Genomic DNA, 17,714 nt, shown 5'->3' with positions numbered 1-17,714 from the left:
ACATCATGCGACTCGACGAAGATCTCGACTTCACCACCCTGGGCTGGGTCAAGAGTGAACTCGACGAGACCCTGCGCCAAGCGCGGCTCTCGCTCGAAGCCTTTGTGCAGGATCAGGCCGACACCAGCCAGATGCGCTTTTGCGCGACTTATCTGCACCAGGTGCATGGCACGCTGCGCATGGTCGAACTGTACGGCGCGGCCATGGTCGCCGAGGAAATGGAGCAACTGGCCAAGTCGCTGCTCGACGCTGCGGTACCGGATCGCGACGCTGCGTTTGCCGTGCTGATGCGCGGCATGATGCAGTTGCCTGATTACCTCGAACGCCTGCAAGGCGGGCACCGCGACGTGCCGCTGGTGCTGCTGCCGCTGCTCAATGAACTGCGCGGCTGTCGCGGTGAGGCCCAGATTGGCGAGACCGCGCTGTTCATGCCCGATCTCAATGCCGAGTTGCCGTCGTTCGTGCCCGGTCTGACCGCGGCTCCGGCGCCGGCCGCGCAGCAGCGCGCGCTGGCCGTGCTGCGCACGCAACTGCAACTGCCGCTGCTGGCATGGATTCGCAACCAGGGTGATGCCGCGCGCCATCTCGCCACGATGCGCGGCGTACTCGATGGCATCAGCGCGCAGTGCTATTCGTTGCCCGGTCGGCGTCTGTGGTGGATCGCGGGTGGCGTGGCCGAAGGCCTCGAACGCGGTCTGCTGGATGAGCACAGCGTCGAGGTCAGGAAGCTGATCGGCAAAGTCGATCGCAACGTGCGCGCACTGATCGAAGAGGGCGAAACCGCGCTTGCCCGCGGCGAATCCGAGGAACTGGCGCGCAGCCTGCTGTACTACGTGGCGCACGCGCGCCCGGGCAGCGAACGCCTGGCCGCTATTTACGACACCTACCGGCTTGATCGCCTGCTGCCCTCGCAGCGCGAAATCGCGCATGCCGAAGGCGCGCTGGCTGGTCACAACCGCATGCTGCTGGACACCGTGGCGCGCGCCATCAAGGAAGATCTGCTGCGCGTCAAGGACGCGCTGGATCTCTACCTGCGCAACGTCGAACACGATCCGCGCCAGCTCGCCGGCGAGGCCGATGCGCTGGCGCGCGTCGCTGATACGCTGGGCATGCTTGGCCTCAATGTACCGCGACGCGTGGTGCACGAGCAGCGCGAAACCGTCGCGCAGCTCGCCGCGGGCGCACGCACGGTGGACGAAGCGACCTTGCTCGATGTCGCCGGCGCCCTGTTGTACGTCGAATCCTCGCTGGATGATCACATCGATCGCCTCGGCGCCGAAAGTGGCGAGGATGCGGGATTGCAACTGCCCAAGGCCGAGGCGCGACGCCTGCTCGATATCGTGCTCAAGGAGGCCTCCGCCAATCTGGCGCGGGTCAAGGACGATCTGGTGGCCTTCATCGAATCACCCTGGGTGCACGCGCGCGTGGCCGCCGTGCCGGCGCTGCTGGACGAACTGGTGGGTGCGCTGCGCATGCTCGACGTGCCGCGGCTGCCGGCTCTGGTCGAGGCCATTGGCCGCTTCGTGCACAACGAACTGGTCGCCGACCGGCGCGTGCCCACGGCCGAGCAAATGGATCTGCTCGCCGACGCGCTGGCCTCGGTCGAATATTTTCTGGAAGCGGTGCGCGAGCAGCGCCCGCAACGCGAGCGCATCCTCGATGTCACCCAACGCAGCCTCGCCGCGCTGGGCTACTGGCCGGCGCCGGCCCTGCGCGCCATGCCCGCGGAAACCGAGGACACGCACGTCGCATCGCACGGCGCGCACAGCCTGAGTGAAGCGGTCAGCGTGGTTTCCGGCAGTGGTGTCGACGACCTGCTGATCGGCAGCGCCACGGCTGTGCCCACGCCGAGCCAGGATCTGGCGGGGTTGCGTTTCGCCAGCACCGAGCCCACCGCACCGCCGCAGGCTGAATTGCCCGAGCCCGGCGAGGGCCTCGGCGAATGGGTCGAGATCACCGAGGAAATCGAGGAGGCAGTTCCCGCAGACGCCACGCCGTTGGCCGGCTTCCGCCAGGACGGTGAGGCCGCCGATGCCGAGATCCGCGAGGTGTTCATCGAGGAAGTCGGCGAGGAAATCCAGGCGCTCAACAGCGGCCTCGATGCCTGGCTGTCCAACCCGGATGATCTGGATACCTTGCGCAACATGCGTCGCGCCTTCCACACGCTGAAAGGCTCCGGACGCCTGGTGGGTGCCATGGAGTTGGGCGAGTTCGCCTGGAAGGTGGAAAACCTGCTCAACCGCGTGCTTGATCGCAGCGTGTCGCCCGGCCCGATGGTGCAGGCGCTGGTCAGGCACGCCATTGCCGCCTTGCCGGCCGTGCAAAGCTCGCTGCAGGGCGCGCAGGCCTGGGCGCCGCTGCCGGCGATCATGCAGGCCGCCGATCGGCTCAGCAGCGGCGAGGCCGCGCAACTCGATGATTTCATGCAAGCCGCGCCCAGCGTGCAGCGGCGCAGCGTCACGCGCCGTGTCTGGCAGCCGCACCCGCAGCCCATGCTTGCGCCAGAGTCGGAAGTATCGACAGAACCGGCTGCAGCACTTGCGCCCATTGAAATCAGCGCGCCGTTGTTGCCGCCCATCGATGCAGTGCTGCTGGAAATCCTGCGCAGCGAAACCGCGCAGCATCTGGACACCGTACAGGCGTGGCTGACCGCGCCCGGCGATCGCAGTGTCAGCGAACCACTGTTGCGCGCCGTGCATACACTCAACGGCGCCATCGCCATGGTCGACATTCCGGTGATCGGCCACGTGTTGGCACCACTGGAAACCTACCTCAAGCGCTTGCGTGGCAGCGCCGAGCCCATGCCCGCAGACGGACGTGAGGCGCTGGGCGAAGCCGCGGCGTTGATCACGCAAATCATGGCCGAGTACGACCGCGAACGACCCAAAGTACCCGATTCCGATGCGCTCGCAGCCCGACTCGCCGAGCTGCGCGATGCGCTGCCCGAGCCCGAGCATGCCGGTGCGATCTATGGTGTCGGCGTGCACGCCGATGATGTGCATGAAGTCGAACGTGCTGAGACGGAGCGTGTTGAAGCGGCGCGCATCGAGGCCGAGCGTGTGGAGTCTGCGCGCGCTGAAGCTGCACGTGTCGAGGCTGAGCACATCGAAGCCGAACGTCGCGAAACCGAACACCTTGCAGCAGAGCGCGCCGAGGTTGAGCGCGCTGAGGCCGCGCGGCTTGCGGCTGAGCGTGTCGAAGCCGAGCGCAGCGCAGTCGTGCAATTTGAAGTCGAACGCGCGGAAATTGAGCGTTTGGAGGCTGGGCGTCGCGAAGCCGAGCATGCCGAGGCCGCGCGTGCCGCGGCCGATCAAGCCGTGGAAACCTGGCTGGCCGACCTCACGCGGCAGAGCCCGGAATCCGACATCGAGGCCCCACCTGCGGCGCCGGATGTGGGTGCCCTCGCCGACGATCCGCTGACCCGTCTGCTGTTGCAGGGCCTGCAAACCGCAAGCACGGAATGCAGCGCAGAAGTGCCGCAAGAAGTCCTGTCGGATGCGGAGCAGCACGGGCCAAGCGATGCAGTGCAAGCAGAATTCGCGCCACTGTCCGAGTTGGACTTGCACGACGCGGATGCGCGCGATGCCGAGACGTACGACACGGTGCCCGCTTTCGAGCAGCTTTACCCGCAACACGAACCCGCACTCGCTGCCAGCGCGCGTTTGCCTGAGGCGCCCATCCCGACATTCCCGGATGATGCCCAACCCGATGGACATCTGGCTCTTGCCGAGTCCGATCCGGATCTGCTGGAAGTCTTCGTGCAGGAGGGTTTGGAAATTCTTGATCAGGCTGATGTTCGCCTCAATGCATGGCGCGCGCAGCCTGGTGTGCACGACGCGGTGATCGGCTTGCAGCGCGATCTGCATACCCTCAAGGGTGGTGCGCGCATGGCCGGCATCGTGCCGGTAGGCGATCTCGCGCATGCCATGGAAAGCCTGCTTGATGCCGTGGCCGCCGGTCGCCGTTTGGGCGATACCGCCGTGGTTGCCTCGCTGGAGCGCGGTTTTGACCGCCTGCACGAATTGGTCGAGCGTGTGCGGCAGGGGCATGCCGTGGCGTTGCCGGTCAACGCCATCGCCTTGTTCGAGCGCCTCGCCGAAGTCGGCGCAGCCTCTGCTCCGCGCGCCGTTGAGACTGAACCCGTGGTTGTGCCCGTCCTCGCCGAGGCAGCGCGCGTTCCGCTGCAGCCGCTGCCGCCGATCGAAGCCGAGGATCTCGTGCGTACCACGCAGGAAATGGTGCGCGTGCGCTCGGATGTGCTTGACACGCTGGTCAACCAAGCTGGCGAGGTGTCGATCTACCGCTCGCGTCTGGAGCAGCAGGTTTCCACCTTCCGCTTCAACCTGGTCGAGCTGGATCAGACCGTGGCGCGCCTGCGCGACCAGTTGCGCAAGCTGGAAATCGAAACCGAGGCGCAGATCATCGCGCGCTTCCAGCGCGAGCAGCAGATCGCCGCGCACGACAGCGGCTTTGATCCGCTCGAACTGGACCGCTTCTCGCAACTGCAGCAGTATTCGCGCGCGCTGGCCGAGTCGGTGTCCGATCTGGCCTCGCTGCAGGGCTTGCTGGATGACACCACGCGCCAGTCCGAAACCCTGCTGCTGCAACAGTCGCGGGTCAGCTCCGAGTTGCAGGAAGGACTGATGCGCACGCGCATGGTGCCGTTCGAGGCGCTGGTGCCGTCGTTGCGCCGCACCTTGCGCCAGGCCGCGCAGGACTTGAGCCGGCGCGCGCAGTTGCGCGTCGAGGGCGCGCACGGCGAAATGGATCGCACCTTGCTGGAGCGCATGAAAGCGCCGTTCGAGCACATGCTGCGCAACGCGGTCGCGCATGGCGTCGAATCCGCCGCCGAGCGTGTTGCCGCCGGCAAGCCCGAGGAAGGCACGGTCACCATCCGCGTCAGCCGTGAGGCCACCGAGGTGCTGCTGGATGTCAGCGATGACGGCCGCGGACTCGATCGTGATGCCATCCGCGGCAAGGCCATCGAGCGCGGCCTGTTGCGCGCCGATGCCGAGCTGTCCGATCGCGACCTGTACGCCTTCATCCTCGAAAGCGGCTTCTCCACCGCGGGCGAAATCACGCAGATCGCCGGCCGCGGCGTGGGCATGGACGTGGTCGCCAGCGAGATCAAGCAGCTCGGCGGGTCGCTGGCCATCGACTCGGTGCGCGGGCAGGGCACGCGCTTCCAGATCCGCCTGCCGTTCACCCTGGCGGTGACGCAGGCGATCCTGATCAAGCAGGGCGAGTCGGTGTTTGCCGTGCCGATGACCTCGGTGCAGGGCATGGCGCGCATCACCCGCGAGGATCTCGCCGCGCGCATGCTCGATGCGGCGCCGATGTACACCTACGCCGGCGAGCGCTACGTGATCCACGAACTGGGCCGTTTGCTGGGCGTGGGCACGCGTCACAGTGATGACCCGCAGTTGCCGTTGCTGCTGATTCGCAGCGGCGAGTTGCGCGCCGCGGTGCACGTCGATCAGGTCGTCGGCTCGCGCGAAATCGTGGTCAAGTCGGTCGGCCCGCAGATCAGTTCGGTGCCGGGCCTGTTTGGCGCCACCATCATGGGCGATGGCTCGGTGGTGATCATCCTCGATTTGCCGCCCCTGGTACGGCGCGGCACCGCGCTGGGGCAGTATGCCGATGCCGCCGCGCGAGCGGCGGCCGAGGACGGCGACGCGGAGCGGTCGATCGCGCCCATCAGCGCAACTGACGCCGCGCCGCGCGCGCGGCCGCTGGTGATGGTGGTGGACGATTCGATCACCATGCGCAAGGTCACCTCGCGCGTGCTCGAACGCGTGGAGATGGATGTGATCACCGCGAAGGACGGCATCGATGCGCTGGAGCGCCTGCAGGAGCGCACGCCGGATGTCATGCTGCTCGATATCGAGATGCCGCGCATGGATGGCTACGAGCTGGCCACGCACATGAAGAACGATCCGCGCCTCAAGCGCGTGCCAATCATCATGATCACCTCGCGCAGCGGCGAGAAGCATCGACAGCGTGCACTCGAAATCGGCGTGGAGCGTTATCTGGGCAAGCCGTATCAAGAGGCCGATCTGCTGCGCAATGTGCAGGAGGTGCTCGGTGGCCAGCACGCCTGATAGCGGACCCGCGATCGTGCTGCTGTTCGAGGATCTCGACATGGGCGTGCGCCTGCGCGAGGCCTTGCGTGATCGCGGCGCGCGCATCGTGCTCGAAGCGCGCGTCAGCGAGTTTCAGCCACAGGCGCTCATCGAGCACGCCGCCGATGTGGTGGTGCTGAACCTCGATCCGAATGAGGAGGCCGCGCTGGAGCGCGTGGTCGAGGCTCTGGATCCGGTCCGTCAGCGTCTGGTGCTGAATGACGCCGAAGCCACGCGCAGCCTGGCTGGATGGGATGCGGCGCGCTGGGCGCGCCACCTTGCCGCCAAGATCCTCGGCACCGATATTGATCCGCCGCGCCCGGCCGGTGCCGCGTCCGTGCCGGCGCCGGAAATGTTGCTGGCGGCGCCACTCGGGAATGACGCCGTTGCCGCCGCCGTTGAGGCGCCGACCGACCCTTCAGCGCCGACGCGTCCGGAGCCCGCCATGAACGCTGCGCTCGGCCGCGAGATCGAAGCGTTGCTGGACGATGCGAGCGCGCCTGATGCGGCGCCGACGATGAACGATCCGCTGCGTACCGCTACCGGGGAAGGCGCGGTGCGGGATCGGCTCACTCCGTTGCACGATGATCTCGACGCGCTGCTGGTTTCGTTCTCCGCCGCCGGCATGGAGCATGTGCAAAAACCGCTGGACGTGCAGCTCCCGGCCGATTTCGAGCCCGCCCTGCGGGCGCATCCGGATCTTGATGTGGCGAGCGGGATTCAGGCTTCCGCGTCGCCCCCCCCTGTCGAGACGAATGTGGACGCGGCACCGATCACGCCCGCGGCGATCGACACGCCGCAGTTTGACGCACTGGATTTCGATCTGGACGCGCTGTTGGCCGATCTGCACGCGCCGGAAGCACTGCCCGCTGTGTCGATCGCGCCCGTGGACGACAGTGCGAATGATGCAGGCTCGATCGAGCCGGCCCTCGACGAATCGACCCCGATCGAGCGCGTGCCACAGCACGAAGCCTTGGCGCAGCCGGTCGCCATCGAGAGCCATGATGAATTATCGACGGCCGATCTCGATGCGCTGCTGGCCGAGGTTCTGCCGCACGCGGCGAACGCGGTGGGGGTCGTGCCGGTCGCGCTGCCCCTCGCCGACCTGCCCGCTGATGAAGGCGCACACGATCCGCTGCTGTCGATGCTCGCCGAACCCGAAGAGTCCACGCTGTCGATCGAATTGGTCGACTTCGACCCTGAAACCTGGACGCCGCCGACGGACAGCGCGCGCCCCAACGCGGACCCGTCGCTCAACACCGACGCCACGAGCGTCATCGACGCCAACGCCACCGAGTCGCCTGAGATCATGGCAGCAGCGCCAGTGAGCGTTGGCGATGCCGCCCCCGATCTAGAACTGATGCTTGATGAGATGTTCGAGGAGGCCGTGCCGGATGCCCCGATTGCACCGGCCGTTGATGTTTCCGCGCCGGACTGGGGCCTGCTGGATTTTGATGCCGCGCTGGTGTCTGTTGCGCAACCCGCGCCACCCATGGATGCGCCGACGCCTGCACCGAATTTCGCCGCGTCGGACGGGATCGAACTGCTACCGATCGAGGACATTGCGCCAGCCGCGGCGAACGCGGATATGGCTGCGCGGCGCGAACCGGCACGCGGGTTCCGCCGCGTGGTGGCGATCGGCGCCTCGATCGGCGGGCCGGATGCGGTGCGCGAATTCCTGTCTGCGCTGACGCCGGGCCTGCCGTTGTTGCTGGTGGTCGCGCAACATCTGGACGAAGCCTTCTTTGTAGGCTATGCCGCGCAGTTCGAGCGTGCGCTGCAGCATCCGGTGCGCACCGCCGCCAATGGGCTCAACGCGCGCGTCGGCGACGTGCTGCTGGTGCCGCCGCGCGCGCGTATCGCGCTTGATCCAGATGGCGGTGTGCATCTGCTGCCCGGTGGCGACGAGCGCTACACGCCATCGATTGACGACACCTTCACGCGCATCGCCGATACCTTCGGCGCGCGCGCGCTGGCGCTGGTGTTTTCGGGCATGGCCAGCGATGCGCTGCAGGGCATGCGCAGGGTTGTCGAACGCGGTGGCGTGGTGTGGGCGCAGTCGCGCGAGACCTGCGTGGTCAGCGCCATGGTCGATGCCGCGGCGGCGGCCGGTTTGGTGACTTTCTCGGGCACGCCGCAAGAGCTTGCGGCGCGGCTCAATGCGGATTTTTCGGCAGGGTGAATGCATGGCTTTGACCAGTTCGGAAATTCGCGGCGTGATGATTCCGGTGACCAGCGGGCGCGTGTTGCTGCCCAATGCCAACGTCGCCGAGGTGATTACCCTGACCACCCCGGAGGCGGTGGGCGATGCGCCGCCGTGGCTGCTGGGGCGCATTCCGTGGCGTGGTTGGCGCCTGCCGCTGGTCGCCTATGCGGTGCTCATCGGCCAGGTCGAAACGGAAGGCTCGCTGCACGCGCGCGTGGCGGTGCTGAAGGCGCCGGGCGCGCATCCGCGCATGCCCTATCTGGCCATGCTCACGCAGGGATTTCCACGTCTGGTCACGCTGACCCCTGACGTGCTGATGCCCGCCGGCGGCAGCGAGGACCATCCATTCGGTGTGCGCAGTGAGGTGCTGGTGCGCGATGAACCCGCACATATTCCCGATCTGCAGGCGATCGAGGCACGACTGCTGGCGGTGTTGAATATCGCTGCCTGAAACAAGGTTCTCGGACGCAAACTCGGCATCAGATTTGGCGCGCGCGGGCAGGGGTTTACAATAGCCCTTTCCACGGAGCACTCATGAGCAGCCATGCATCCCCCGGCGCGCGCTTTCGCGCCGCGCTGGTCGCCGAAAGTCCGCTGCAAGTGGTGGGCGCCATCACCGCCTATGCCGGTTTGCTGGCCAGGCGCGCCGGCTACCAGGCACTGTATCTATCCGGCGGCGGCGTGGCCGCCAACTCGCTGGGCTTGCCCGATCTCGCCATCAGCACCATGGAAGACGTGCTCACCGATGCGCGGCGTATCGTCGAGGCCACGCAGATGCCGCTGCTGGTGGACATCGACACCGGCTGGGGCGGTGCGTTCAACATCGCCCGCACCATCCGCAGCTTCGAACGCGTCGGCGTGGCTGCGGTGCACATCGAGGATCAGGTCGGGCAGAAGCGTTGCGGCCATCGCCCCAACAAGGAAGTGGTGAGCAGCGCGGAGATGGTCGATCGCGTCAAAGCAGCGGTGGATGCGCGCAGCGATGCGAGCTTCGTGATCATGGCGCGTACCGATGCCATCGCCGTCGAGGGCATCGATGCCGCCATCGCGCGCGCCTGCGCCTGTGTCGAGGCCGGCGCCGACATGATTTTCCCCGAGGCGATGCGCACGCTGGATGACTACCGCCGCTTCAAGGCCGCTGCGCGCGTGCCGATCCTGGCCAATCTCACCGAGTTCGGCGCCACGCCGTATTTCACCGTCGATGAGCTGCGCGGCGCCAACGTGGATATCGCGCTGTACTGCTGCGGCGCCTATCGCGCCATGAACAAGGCCGCGTTGAATTTTTACGAGACTTTGCGTCGCGACGGCACGCAACAAGCCGTGGTGCCGACCATGCAGACGCGCGAGGAGTTGTACGAGGTGCTGAATTACCACACCTACGAACGCAAGCTCGATGCCCTGTTCGGCGCGCACACCGCACCCGACGAGTGATGCCATGCCGACGCAAGCGCGCGCCAGGCTTGCGTGCATGCACGACATCCCCACGCTTGCCCCGCGTCGTGCGCATGGGCGAGCCACCCAGGAGAGCAAGCCAATGAGTGATCCCGCCCAGCAGGTTTTGCCCAAAGCCAAGAAGTCAGTCGCGCTTTCCGGCGTCGCTGCCGGCAATACCGCGGTCTGCACCGTGGGCCGCAACGGCAACGATCTGCACTACCGTGGTTACGACATCCATGATCTGGCCACGCGCGCCAGTTTCGAGGAAGTCGCCCATCTGCTGGTCCACGGCACGCTGCCCGGTTGGAGCGAATTGAACGCCTACCGCGCCCAGCTCAAGCGTTTGCGTGGCCTGCCGCTGCCGGTGCGCGTGGCATTGGAGCAATTGCCCGCGGCGACGCACCCGATGGACGTGATGCGCACCGGCAGCTCGGTGCTGGGCACGGCCTTGCCCGAGCACGAGGGCCATGGCGTGATTGGCGCGCGCGCCATTGCCGATCGCCTGATGGCCAGTTTCGGCTCGATGCTGCTGTACTGGCATCACTACAGCCATAGCGGCAAGCGCATCGACACAGAGACAGATGACGACACCATCGCCGCACACTTTCTGCATCTGCTGCACGGCAAGGCGCCCAGCGAGTTGCATGCGCAGGCGCTGGATCATTCGCTGACGCTGTATGCCGAGCACGAGTTCAACGCCAGCACCTTCGCCGCGCGCGTGATCGCCGGCACCGGTGCCGATATCTACTCGGCGATCACTGGCGCGATCGGCGCATTGCGCGGTCCCAGGCACGGTGGCGCCAACGAGGTGGCGATGGAAATCATCGCCCGCTACCGTAGCGCCGACGAGGCCGAGGCCGACATCCGCGCGCGCGTCGAGCGCAAGGAAATCATCATCGGTTTCGGCCATCCGGTGTACACCATCGGTGATCCGCGCAATCCGATCATCAAGGAGATCAGCCGCAAGCTGTGTAGCGAGGGCGGCAACCCGCGCCTGTTCGAGGTGTCCGAGCGCATCGAACAGGTGATGTGGAGCGCCAAGAAAATGTTCCCCAACCTTGATTGGTACTCGGCCAGCACATACCACATGCTGGGCGTGCCGACGCCGATGTTCACGCCGCTGTTCGTGATCGCGCGCACCTCGGGCTGGAGCGCGCATGTGATCGAGCAGCGCGAGGACGGCAAGATCATTCGCCCCAGCGCCAACTACATCGGGCCTGAGGATCGCGCCTTCGTGCAGATCGAGAAGCGCGGCTGAGTTTCACTCCTGGCGAGTCCGCGCGCGGCGCTGCGCGGACTCAGAGCTGCGCCGCCAGGCGCGTGCCCTGATCGATGGCACGCTTGGCATCCAGTTCCTGTGCAACGTCGGCGCCGCCGATCACATGCACCGCCACGCCTTGCGCAAGCAAGGCATCGGCCAGTTCGCGCTGCGGCATTTGTCCGGCGCAGATCACCACGTTGTCCACGGCGATCAGCATCTCCTCGCCGCCCTTGCGCACGTGCAGGCCGGCGGCGTCGATGCGCTGGTACTCCACGCCACCCAACATGCATACGTGCCTGGCGCGCAAACTGGCGCGGTGCACCCAGCCGGTGGTCTTGTGCAGGCGCTTGCCTGGTGTACCCGGCGAACGCTGCAACAGATACACTTCGCGTGCCGATGGCTCGGGCGCGGCTCGCAGCGTGCCGCGCGCGCGCAGGTTCAGATCCACGCCCCATTCGCGCGCCCAGCGCGTGATATCGGTGCTGGGCGAAGGTGCGGGTTGCACCAGAAACTCGGCCATGTCGAAGCCGATGCCACCGGCGCCGACGATGGCCACGCGCGGCCCCACCGCGGCATCGCGCGCCAGCACATCGAGATAACTGAGCACCATGGGGTGATCCTCGCCAGCGATGCCGGCGCGGCGCGGGTTGACTCCGGTGGCAATGATCACCGCGTCATAGCCTGTGGCCAGCGCATCCGCGCTGGCCGTTGTGCCCAAGCGCAGATCGACGTCGGTATCGGCGATGCGTTGCTCGAAATAGCGCAGTGTTTCGGCGAACTCCTCCTTGCCGGGGATGCGCCTGGCCAGATTGAACTGGCCGCCGATGCGCGCGTCGCGCTCGACCAGCGTCACCGCGTGGCCGCGCTCGGCCAGCGTGGTGGCGCAGGCCAGCCCCGCCGGCCCGGCGCCGACCACGGCGTAGCGTTTGCGTTGTGCGGTGGGTGCGATCAGCAACTCGGTTTCGTGGCAGGCGCGCGGATTCACCAGGCACGATGCACGCCTGTTTTCGAACACATGGTCGAGGCACGCCTGATTGCAGGCGATGCAGGTGTTGATGGCGCTGCCGCGGCCACTGCGCGCCTTGGCCACCCATTGCGGGTCGGCCAGCAGCGGCCGCGCCATCGACACCATGTCGGCATCGCCCGCAGCCAGCACCTGCTCGGCGACCTCGGGCATGTTGATGCGGTTGGTGGTGATCAGCGGAATCGCGACCTCGCCCTTCAGCCGCCGCGTGACCCAGGTGAACGCCGCGCGCGGCACGCTGGTGACGATGGTCGGCACGCGCGCCTCGTGCCAGCCGATGCCGGTGTTGATCAGCGTCGCGCCGGCGGTTTCGACGGCCTTGGCCAGATGCACGATTTCGTCCCAGCTCTGGCCGCCATCGACCAGATCCAGCATCGACAGGCGATAAATGATGATGAAGTCCACACCGACGCGCTCGCGCGCGCGGCGCACGATTTCCACCGCGAAGCGCATGCGGTGCTCCGCGCTACCGCCCCAGCGATCGCTGCGGTGGTTGCTGCGCGCGGCCAGGAACTGGTTGATCAGATAACCTTCCGAGCCCATGATCTCGACGCCGTCGTAGCCGGCCTCGCGCGCCAGTGCCGCGCAGCGCGCGAAGGCGCTGATCGTGCGCTCGACGCCGCGCCCCGACAGCGCGCGCGGCGTGAACGGCGTGATCGGCGATTTGATGCGTGAAGGCGCCACCGACAGCGGGTGATAGCCATAGCGTCCGGCGTGCAGGATCTGCATGCAGATGCGCCCGCCCTCGGCGTGCACCGCGCGCGTGAGCTTGCGATGACGCGCCACGTGCCAAGGCATCGACAGTCGCCCCGAGAATGGCTTCAGCCAGCCCGCGATACCGGGGGCGATGCCGCCGGTGACCATCAGGCCGACGCCGCCGCGCACGCGCGCGGCGAAATACGCGGCAAGCTTGTCGTAGTCGCGCGCGTGGTCTTCAAGCCCGGTGTGCATCGAGCCCATCAGTACGCGATTGGGCAGGGTAATGAAGCCGAGATCCAGCGGCTTGAACAAGTTGGGGTAAGGCATCAGGGCCGGCGCGCATTCAAACGACCGTTCGATCATGGCGCCGCGCGCGGGCACTGACAAGCGTCGCGCCGATCATGCGCGGCCACGGCATGACTTCAGCGCGTGCCGGACGTGGCGTCCATGCTGCGATATTCGAGCAAGTCGCCAGGCTGGCATTGCAGCACCGTGCAAATCGCCGCCAGCGTCTCGAAATGCACGCCCTTGACGCGGCCCTGCTTCAGCAGAGAGAGGTTGGCCTCGGTGACGCCGGCGCGCGCGGTCAGATCCTTCGATTTCATCTTGCGCCGGGCCAGCATCACATCGAGATTGACGGTGATCGTCATCAGACAAACGCGCGATTTTCTTCGGCGGCGCGCACGCCTTCGCGCACGATGCCGGTTGCGGCGCAGCGCATGCTGGTTGCAATCTTCGTCCCGAAGAAGCCAAGGCGCCTTTCGAATGAAAGGCGATCAAGCCAAGGCTCGAATACACCCCGCAGGACGAGTGAACGCAGCAGCCAGGCGCCACAACGGCGAGCATGAAGCAATCGCTGCACAAGACGCGCTCATCCGGCTTGTGGTCTGGCTCCGCGGCGTTGCATCAGCCACGCCCCGCCGCAGATCACCACGACCAGGGTGACTTCCAGCAAGTAGCCCGCCCAGGCGTGCGCGGCGAACCAGTTTTTCACCAACAAGTCGTGGCTGAGCATGCGCCCGGCGGTCCAGGCGATGGCGGCGGCGCCGATGTACACCACCGCGGGGAAACGCTCGATCAGTTTCAGAATCAGCGTCGAGCCCCATACCACCAGCGGCACGCTGACCAGCAGGCCGATCACCACCAGCGACATGTGGCCATGCGCAGCGCCGGCGACGGCCAGTACGTTGTCGAGGCCCATCAGTGCATCGGCGATCACGATGGTCTGCATCGCCGACCAGAAGCCCATCGCGGGCGCGACTTTGTGTTCACCCTCGTCCTGGCGCAGCAGTTTCCATGCGATCGGCAGCAGCAGCAAACCGCCGGCCAGCATCAGTCCGGGCAGCTTGAGCAGCCACACCACCACGACGGTCATGGCGATGCGCACCGCGATGGCGCCCAGCGTGCCCCAGAAAATCGCCTGCTTCTGCAGATGCTTGGGCAGATTGCGCGCGGCCAGCGCGATGACGATGGCGTTGTCGCCGGCCAGCACCAGGTCGATCAGGATGATGCTGAGCAGGCCCGACCAAAAAGTGGAGGTGAGAACGTCCATGCAGACTCCGGCGCGCAGAGCGGACAGCGCCGACACGGGCGCGCGGCCGGCCGGGGGCTGCCCATGGTCTCGCTCGCACCCGCATTGTTGGCTGGGGCACCACGGCGACCGGAGCGTGCGCTCGTGATGACGGCCGGCGTGCGGGGAACCTCGTGCGAAGTTCCTTGAGAGCTACTCCCCGTGGGAGGCAGCGGCTGATTGTTGGGGTCGTCGTGCGCGTGGTCAAGCACCGCCGTCGAAACGAAACGCGTGCAGCGCCAGGGTGCCGTACTGCCAGGCCTCATGCAGCAGTGTCCCCGCGCCGCCTGCGGCACCCCAGGCAATGAACAACGGCAGCAGGTGTTCCGGTGTGGGGTGCGCGCGCAGCGCCTGTGGTGCCTGCGCGCGCCAGTCCATGGCTGAGGCGCCATCACCATCGGTCACGCGCGCCGCGAGCCATGCGGCAAAGGCTTGCGCCCACGCTATTGGCGTATGCGCAGCATGCTGCCAATCGAGGGTGCCGAGGTTGTGCACGAAGCCACCCGAACCGATCACCAGCACGTTGTCCGCGCGCAGCGGCGCCAGCGCCGCGCCCAGCGCATAATGCCAAGCCGCATCGCGCTGCGGACTGACGCTGAGCGCGACCACGGGAATGTCGGCCTGCGGGTACATCCGCAGCAGCGGTACCCAGGCGCCGTGATCGAGCGGCAATGCGGCATTCGTGGCCGCCTCGAAGCCTGCATCGCGCAGCAGTTCTGCGGCGCGCGTGGCTAGCGTCGGCGACCCTGGTGCCGGATAGCGCAGAGCGTAAAGCTCGCGTGGAAAACCACCGAAGTCATGCAGCGTGGCTGGAGCAGGCGAGGTTGTCAGCACGGGTTGCGCGGCATGCAGGTGCGCCGAGGCGATCAGGATCGCACGCGGCCGCGGCAGCGCCGGCCCCAGCGTGTCGAGGAAGTGACCCGTGACGCTGTCTTCCAGCGCCAGCGTCGGCGCGCCGTGCGAGATGAACAGGCTGGGCAACGGCGTGGTGTGTTGTGTATCCATGCTCGCATCATGCGGGCGCGCGCCGCGCGCACATGCCTCTGGCTGCGAACAGCTTGTTGCGGCAGGCGCAACAGCGTGGGGTGCGCTCGGCTTCTGGCAAAATGCACGACTTGCTGTCTGTTGCAGCCCCTCCACGGAAGCCCGCCATGTCCCAGCACGATATCCGTTCCGCGCAGCGTCCTGCGCCCGATGCACCGATGCTCGCCATTGCCGATTACGTGGCCGATGGCGAGATCAGCTCGCGTGATGCCATCGATACGGCGCGCTACATGGTGATGGATTCGCTGGGCTGCGCCATGCTGGCGATGAAGTTCCCCGAGTGCGTCAAGCATCTTGGCCCGGTGGTGCCTGGCGCGACCATGGTTGGCGGCGTGCGCGTGCCTGGCACCAGCCACGAGCTCGATCCGGTGCAGGCCGCGTTCGCCATCGGCACGCAGATCCGCTGGCTGGATTTCAACGACACTTGGCTAGCGGCCGAGTGGGGTCATCCCTCCGACAACCTCGGCAGCATTCTGGCCGTGGGTGACTACCTCAGCCGCAAGGCCGAGCGTGAAGGGCGCACGCCGCTGGACATGGGGCAGGTGCTGCGTTACGCGGTCAAGGCGCACGAAATTCAGGGTATATACGCGCTGCAGAACAGCTTCAATCGTGTCGGGCTCGACCACGTGATTCTGGTGCGCCTGGCCTCGACCGCGGTGGCCACGCACATGCTGGGCGGTGACAAGGACGCCATTGTCACCGCCGTTGCGCATAGTTGGATCGACAACGGCGCACTGCGCACCTATCGCCACGCCCCCAACACCGGGCCACGCAAGAGCTGGGCCGCGGGTGACGCCTGCCGCCGCGCGGTGATCCATGCCCTCAACGCCGTGGACAAAGGCGTGGTCGGTTACCCCTCGGCGCTCAGCGCCAAGACCTGGGGTTTTTATGATGTGGCTTTCAAGGGCAAGGCCTTCGAATTCGAGCGCCCGTTCGGCAGCTACGTGATGGAGAACGTGCTGTTCAAGATCAGCCACCCGGCCGAGTTCCATGCGCAGACTGCGGTAGAGTGCGCGATGCGTCTGCACGCCGAGGTGGCACCGCGCCTCGACCAGATCGAGCGCATCGAAATTGAAACCCAGGAGGCCGGCGCGCGCATCATCGACAAGACTGGCCCGTTGGCCAATTATGCCGACCGCGACCACTGCATCCAGTACATGGTGGCGGTGCCGCTGATCTTCGGCCGTCTGACCGCCGACGATTACGGCGACGTCGTTGCGGCCGACCCGCGCATCGACGCGCTGCGCAGCAAGATGAGCGTGCACGAAAATCCGCAATTCACGCGCGATTATTTCGATGCTGGCAAGCGCTATATCGGCAATGCGGTGCAGGTGTTCTTCAAGGATGGCAGCCATACGGCCAAGGTCTCGATCGACTATCCGATCGGGCACCGCAAGCGCCGCGCCGAGGGCATCCCGGTGCTGTTGCAAAAGTTCGAGGGCGCATTGCGCGGCCATTTGCCGCAGCAGTGCGTGCAGCGCATTCTCGAAGTCTGCGCCAGCGCCGAGCGCTTCGACGCCATGCCGGTGCACTGCTTCATGGATCTGTTCGCACTGTGATGCCGATCGCGCGCCGCGAGGCGCGCTTGACGTGAAACTGAACGAGCGTCACAGTGCTGAACGCATTTGTTTGTTTTTTGCTAAACTGTGACCGTTGCCATTCGATGCCGTATCTGACTGGCAAGTCCTGAGCATTAGCGTGGCGCCGACGCCAACCGGAACGGGCGCATCAACTGAAATTAGGAGACTGCGATGAAAAGAAAGAGCCTCTACGCTCTGATCGCGCTGGTTGTGGCGGGTAGCAGCATGGGTACCGCACAGGCCGTGGATTATGGCAACTGGTACATCGCACCGCGCCTTGGCGTGCTGGTGCCCGATTCCAAGCGCGACACCCAGGATTCGGTTCTGGGCGGGCTGGGTGTCGGTTTTTGGGTCAACCAGAATTTCGCGGTGGATCTCGAGTACACCCTCAACGACGCCAACTACAAGAGCAGCTCACCCTTTGCCACTCATCAGTGGCAGACGCAGAGTCTGGGTGTGACCGGTCGCTATTTCATCGGCGATGGGCAGACTTATGCCGGTTGGCGGCCATTTGTGGCGGGTGGTATCGGCATGTATGGGCACAACGCTTTCAATGCGCCCAGTGGTTGGGGTCCCGGATTCCTGGTTGGTGGTGGTGTGCAGCGCGCGCTGACCGATCGCGTCGCCCTGCGCGGCGAAATCGACTACCGCTGGAACCGTGACACTGTCTCCCTTCCGACCACCACCAACTATGGTGACTGGGCTGCCACGCTGGGTCTGGTGATTTCCATGGCGCCGCCGCCGCCGCCGCCGCCGCCGCCGGCTGCAGCGCCG

General features: G+C 66.4%; 12 protein-coding genes. 7 read left to right on the top strand and 5 right to left on the bottom strand.

What is annotated here, in order from left to right:
* The first annotated feature begins 2 nt into the window (after window positions 1-2).
* The 5 genes from ACYDAT_RS05985 (at window position 3) to prpC (ending at window position 11,020) form a co-directional block, all read left to right on the top strand.
* A complete protein-coding gene (locus tag ACYDAT_RS05985; protein WP_461449045.1) occupies window positions 3-6,101 on the top strand; it encodes a hybrid sensor histidine kinase/response regulator in 6,099 nt (2,032 codons plus the stop codon).
* Entirely contained in the window at window positions 6,085-8,304 is a 2,220-nt protein-coding gene (locus tag ACYDAT_RS05980; protein WP_461448992.1) for a chemotaxis protein CheB, read from the top strand. Before ACYDAT_RS05985 ends, ACYDAT_RS05980 begins: the two co-directional genes overlap by 17 nt.
* Before the next feature lie 4 nt (window positions 8,305-8,308).
* Window positions 8,309-8,779 carry a chemotaxis protein CheW gene (locus ACYDAT_RS05975; RefSeq protein ID WP_461438460.1) on the top strand — a complete coding sequence of 157 codons (471 nt, stop codon included), beginning with the start codon at window positions 8,309-8,311 and terminating at the stop codon, window positions 8,777-8,779.
* An 83-nt stretch (window positions 8,780-8,862) separates the two neighbouring features.
* Complete coding sequence (gene prpB / locus ACYDAT_RS05970; protein ID WP_461438459.1) at window positions 8,863-9,759, top strand: methylisocitrate lyase; 897 nt, start codon at window positions 8,863-8,865, stop codon at window positions 9,757-9,759.
* A gap of 103 nt (window positions 9,760-9,862) precedes the next feature.
* Window positions 9,863-11,020: a bifunctional 2-methylcitrate synthase/citrate synthase gene (gene prpC / locus ACYDAT_RS05965; protein WP_461438458.1), complete on the top strand. Its 1,158-nt coding sequence runs from the start codon at window positions 9,863-9,865 to the stop codon at window positions 11,018-11,020.
* A gap of 40 nt (window positions 11,021-11,060) precedes the next feature.
* Here the strand turns inward: prpC and ACYDAT_RS05960 are convergent, their stop codons facing one another.
* The 5 genes from ACYDAT_RS05960 to ACYDAT_RS05940 form a co-directional block, all read right to left on the bottom strand.
* On the bottom strand, window positions 11,061-13,073 hold the full coding sequence (locus ACYDAT_RS05960) for an FAD-dependent oxidoreductase (RefSeq protein ID WP_461438457.1): 2,013 nt from the start codon (window positions 13,071-13,073) through the stop codon (window positions 11,061-11,063).
* Between the two features lie 95 nt (window positions 13,074-13,168).
* Entirely contained in the window at window positions 13,169-13,396 is a 228-nt protein-coding gene (locus ACYDAT_RS05955; RefSeq protein ID WP_461438456.1) for a helix-turn-helix domain-containing protein, read from the bottom strand.
* Window positions 13,396-13,608 carry a hypothetical protein gene (locus tag ACYDAT_RS05950; RefSeq protein WP_461448990.1) on the bottom strand — a complete coding sequence of 71 codons (213 nt, stop codon included), beginning with the start codon at window positions 13,606-13,608 and terminating at the stop codon, window positions 13,396-13,398. The genes ACYDAT_RS05955 and ACYDAT_RS05950 overlap by 1 nt, the downstream gene beginning before the upstream one ends.
* Window positions 13,609-13,617: 9 nt before the next feature.
* Window positions 13,618-14,298: a TerC family protein gene (locus tag ACYDAT_RS05945; RefSeq protein ID WP_461438454.1), complete on the bottom strand. Its 681-nt coding sequence runs from the start codon at window positions 14,296-14,298 to the stop codon at window positions 13,618-13,620.
* 222 nt (window positions 14,299-14,520) lie between these two features.
* Window positions 14,521-15,321 carry a DODA-type extradiol aromatic ring-opening family dioxygenase gene (locus tag ACYDAT_RS05940; protein ID WP_461438453.1) on the bottom strand — a complete coding sequence of 267 codons (801 nt, stop codon included), beginning with the start codon at window positions 15,319-15,321 and terminating at the stop codon, window positions 14,521-14,523.
* A gap of 146 nt (window positions 15,322-15,467) precedes the next feature.
* Here ACYDAT_RS05940 and ACYDAT_RS05935 point away from each other — a divergent pair, with 146 nt between their 5' ends.
* Together ACYDAT_RS05935 and ACYDAT_RS05930 are read left to right on the top strand one after the other, a co-directional pair.
* Window positions 15,468-16,919 carry a bifunctional 2-methylcitrate dehydratase/aconitate hydratase gene (locus ACYDAT_RS05935; protein ID WP_461438452.1) on the top strand — a complete coding sequence of 484 codons (1,452 nt, stop codon included), beginning with the start codon at window positions 15,468-15,470 and terminating at the stop codon, window positions 16,917-16,919.
* A gap of 192 nt (window positions 16,920-17,111) precedes the next feature.
* Window positions 17,112-17,714: outer membrane beta-barrel protein (locus ACYDAT_RS05930; protein WP_461448988.1), on the top strand; the 603-nt coding region annotated here is incomplete at its 3' end.

This window comes from Metallibacterium sp. (assembly GCF_054637675.1).
The sequence above is the reverse complement of the archived record's forward strand: the minus strand, read 5'-3'. Positions and strand labels throughout refer to the sequence as shown.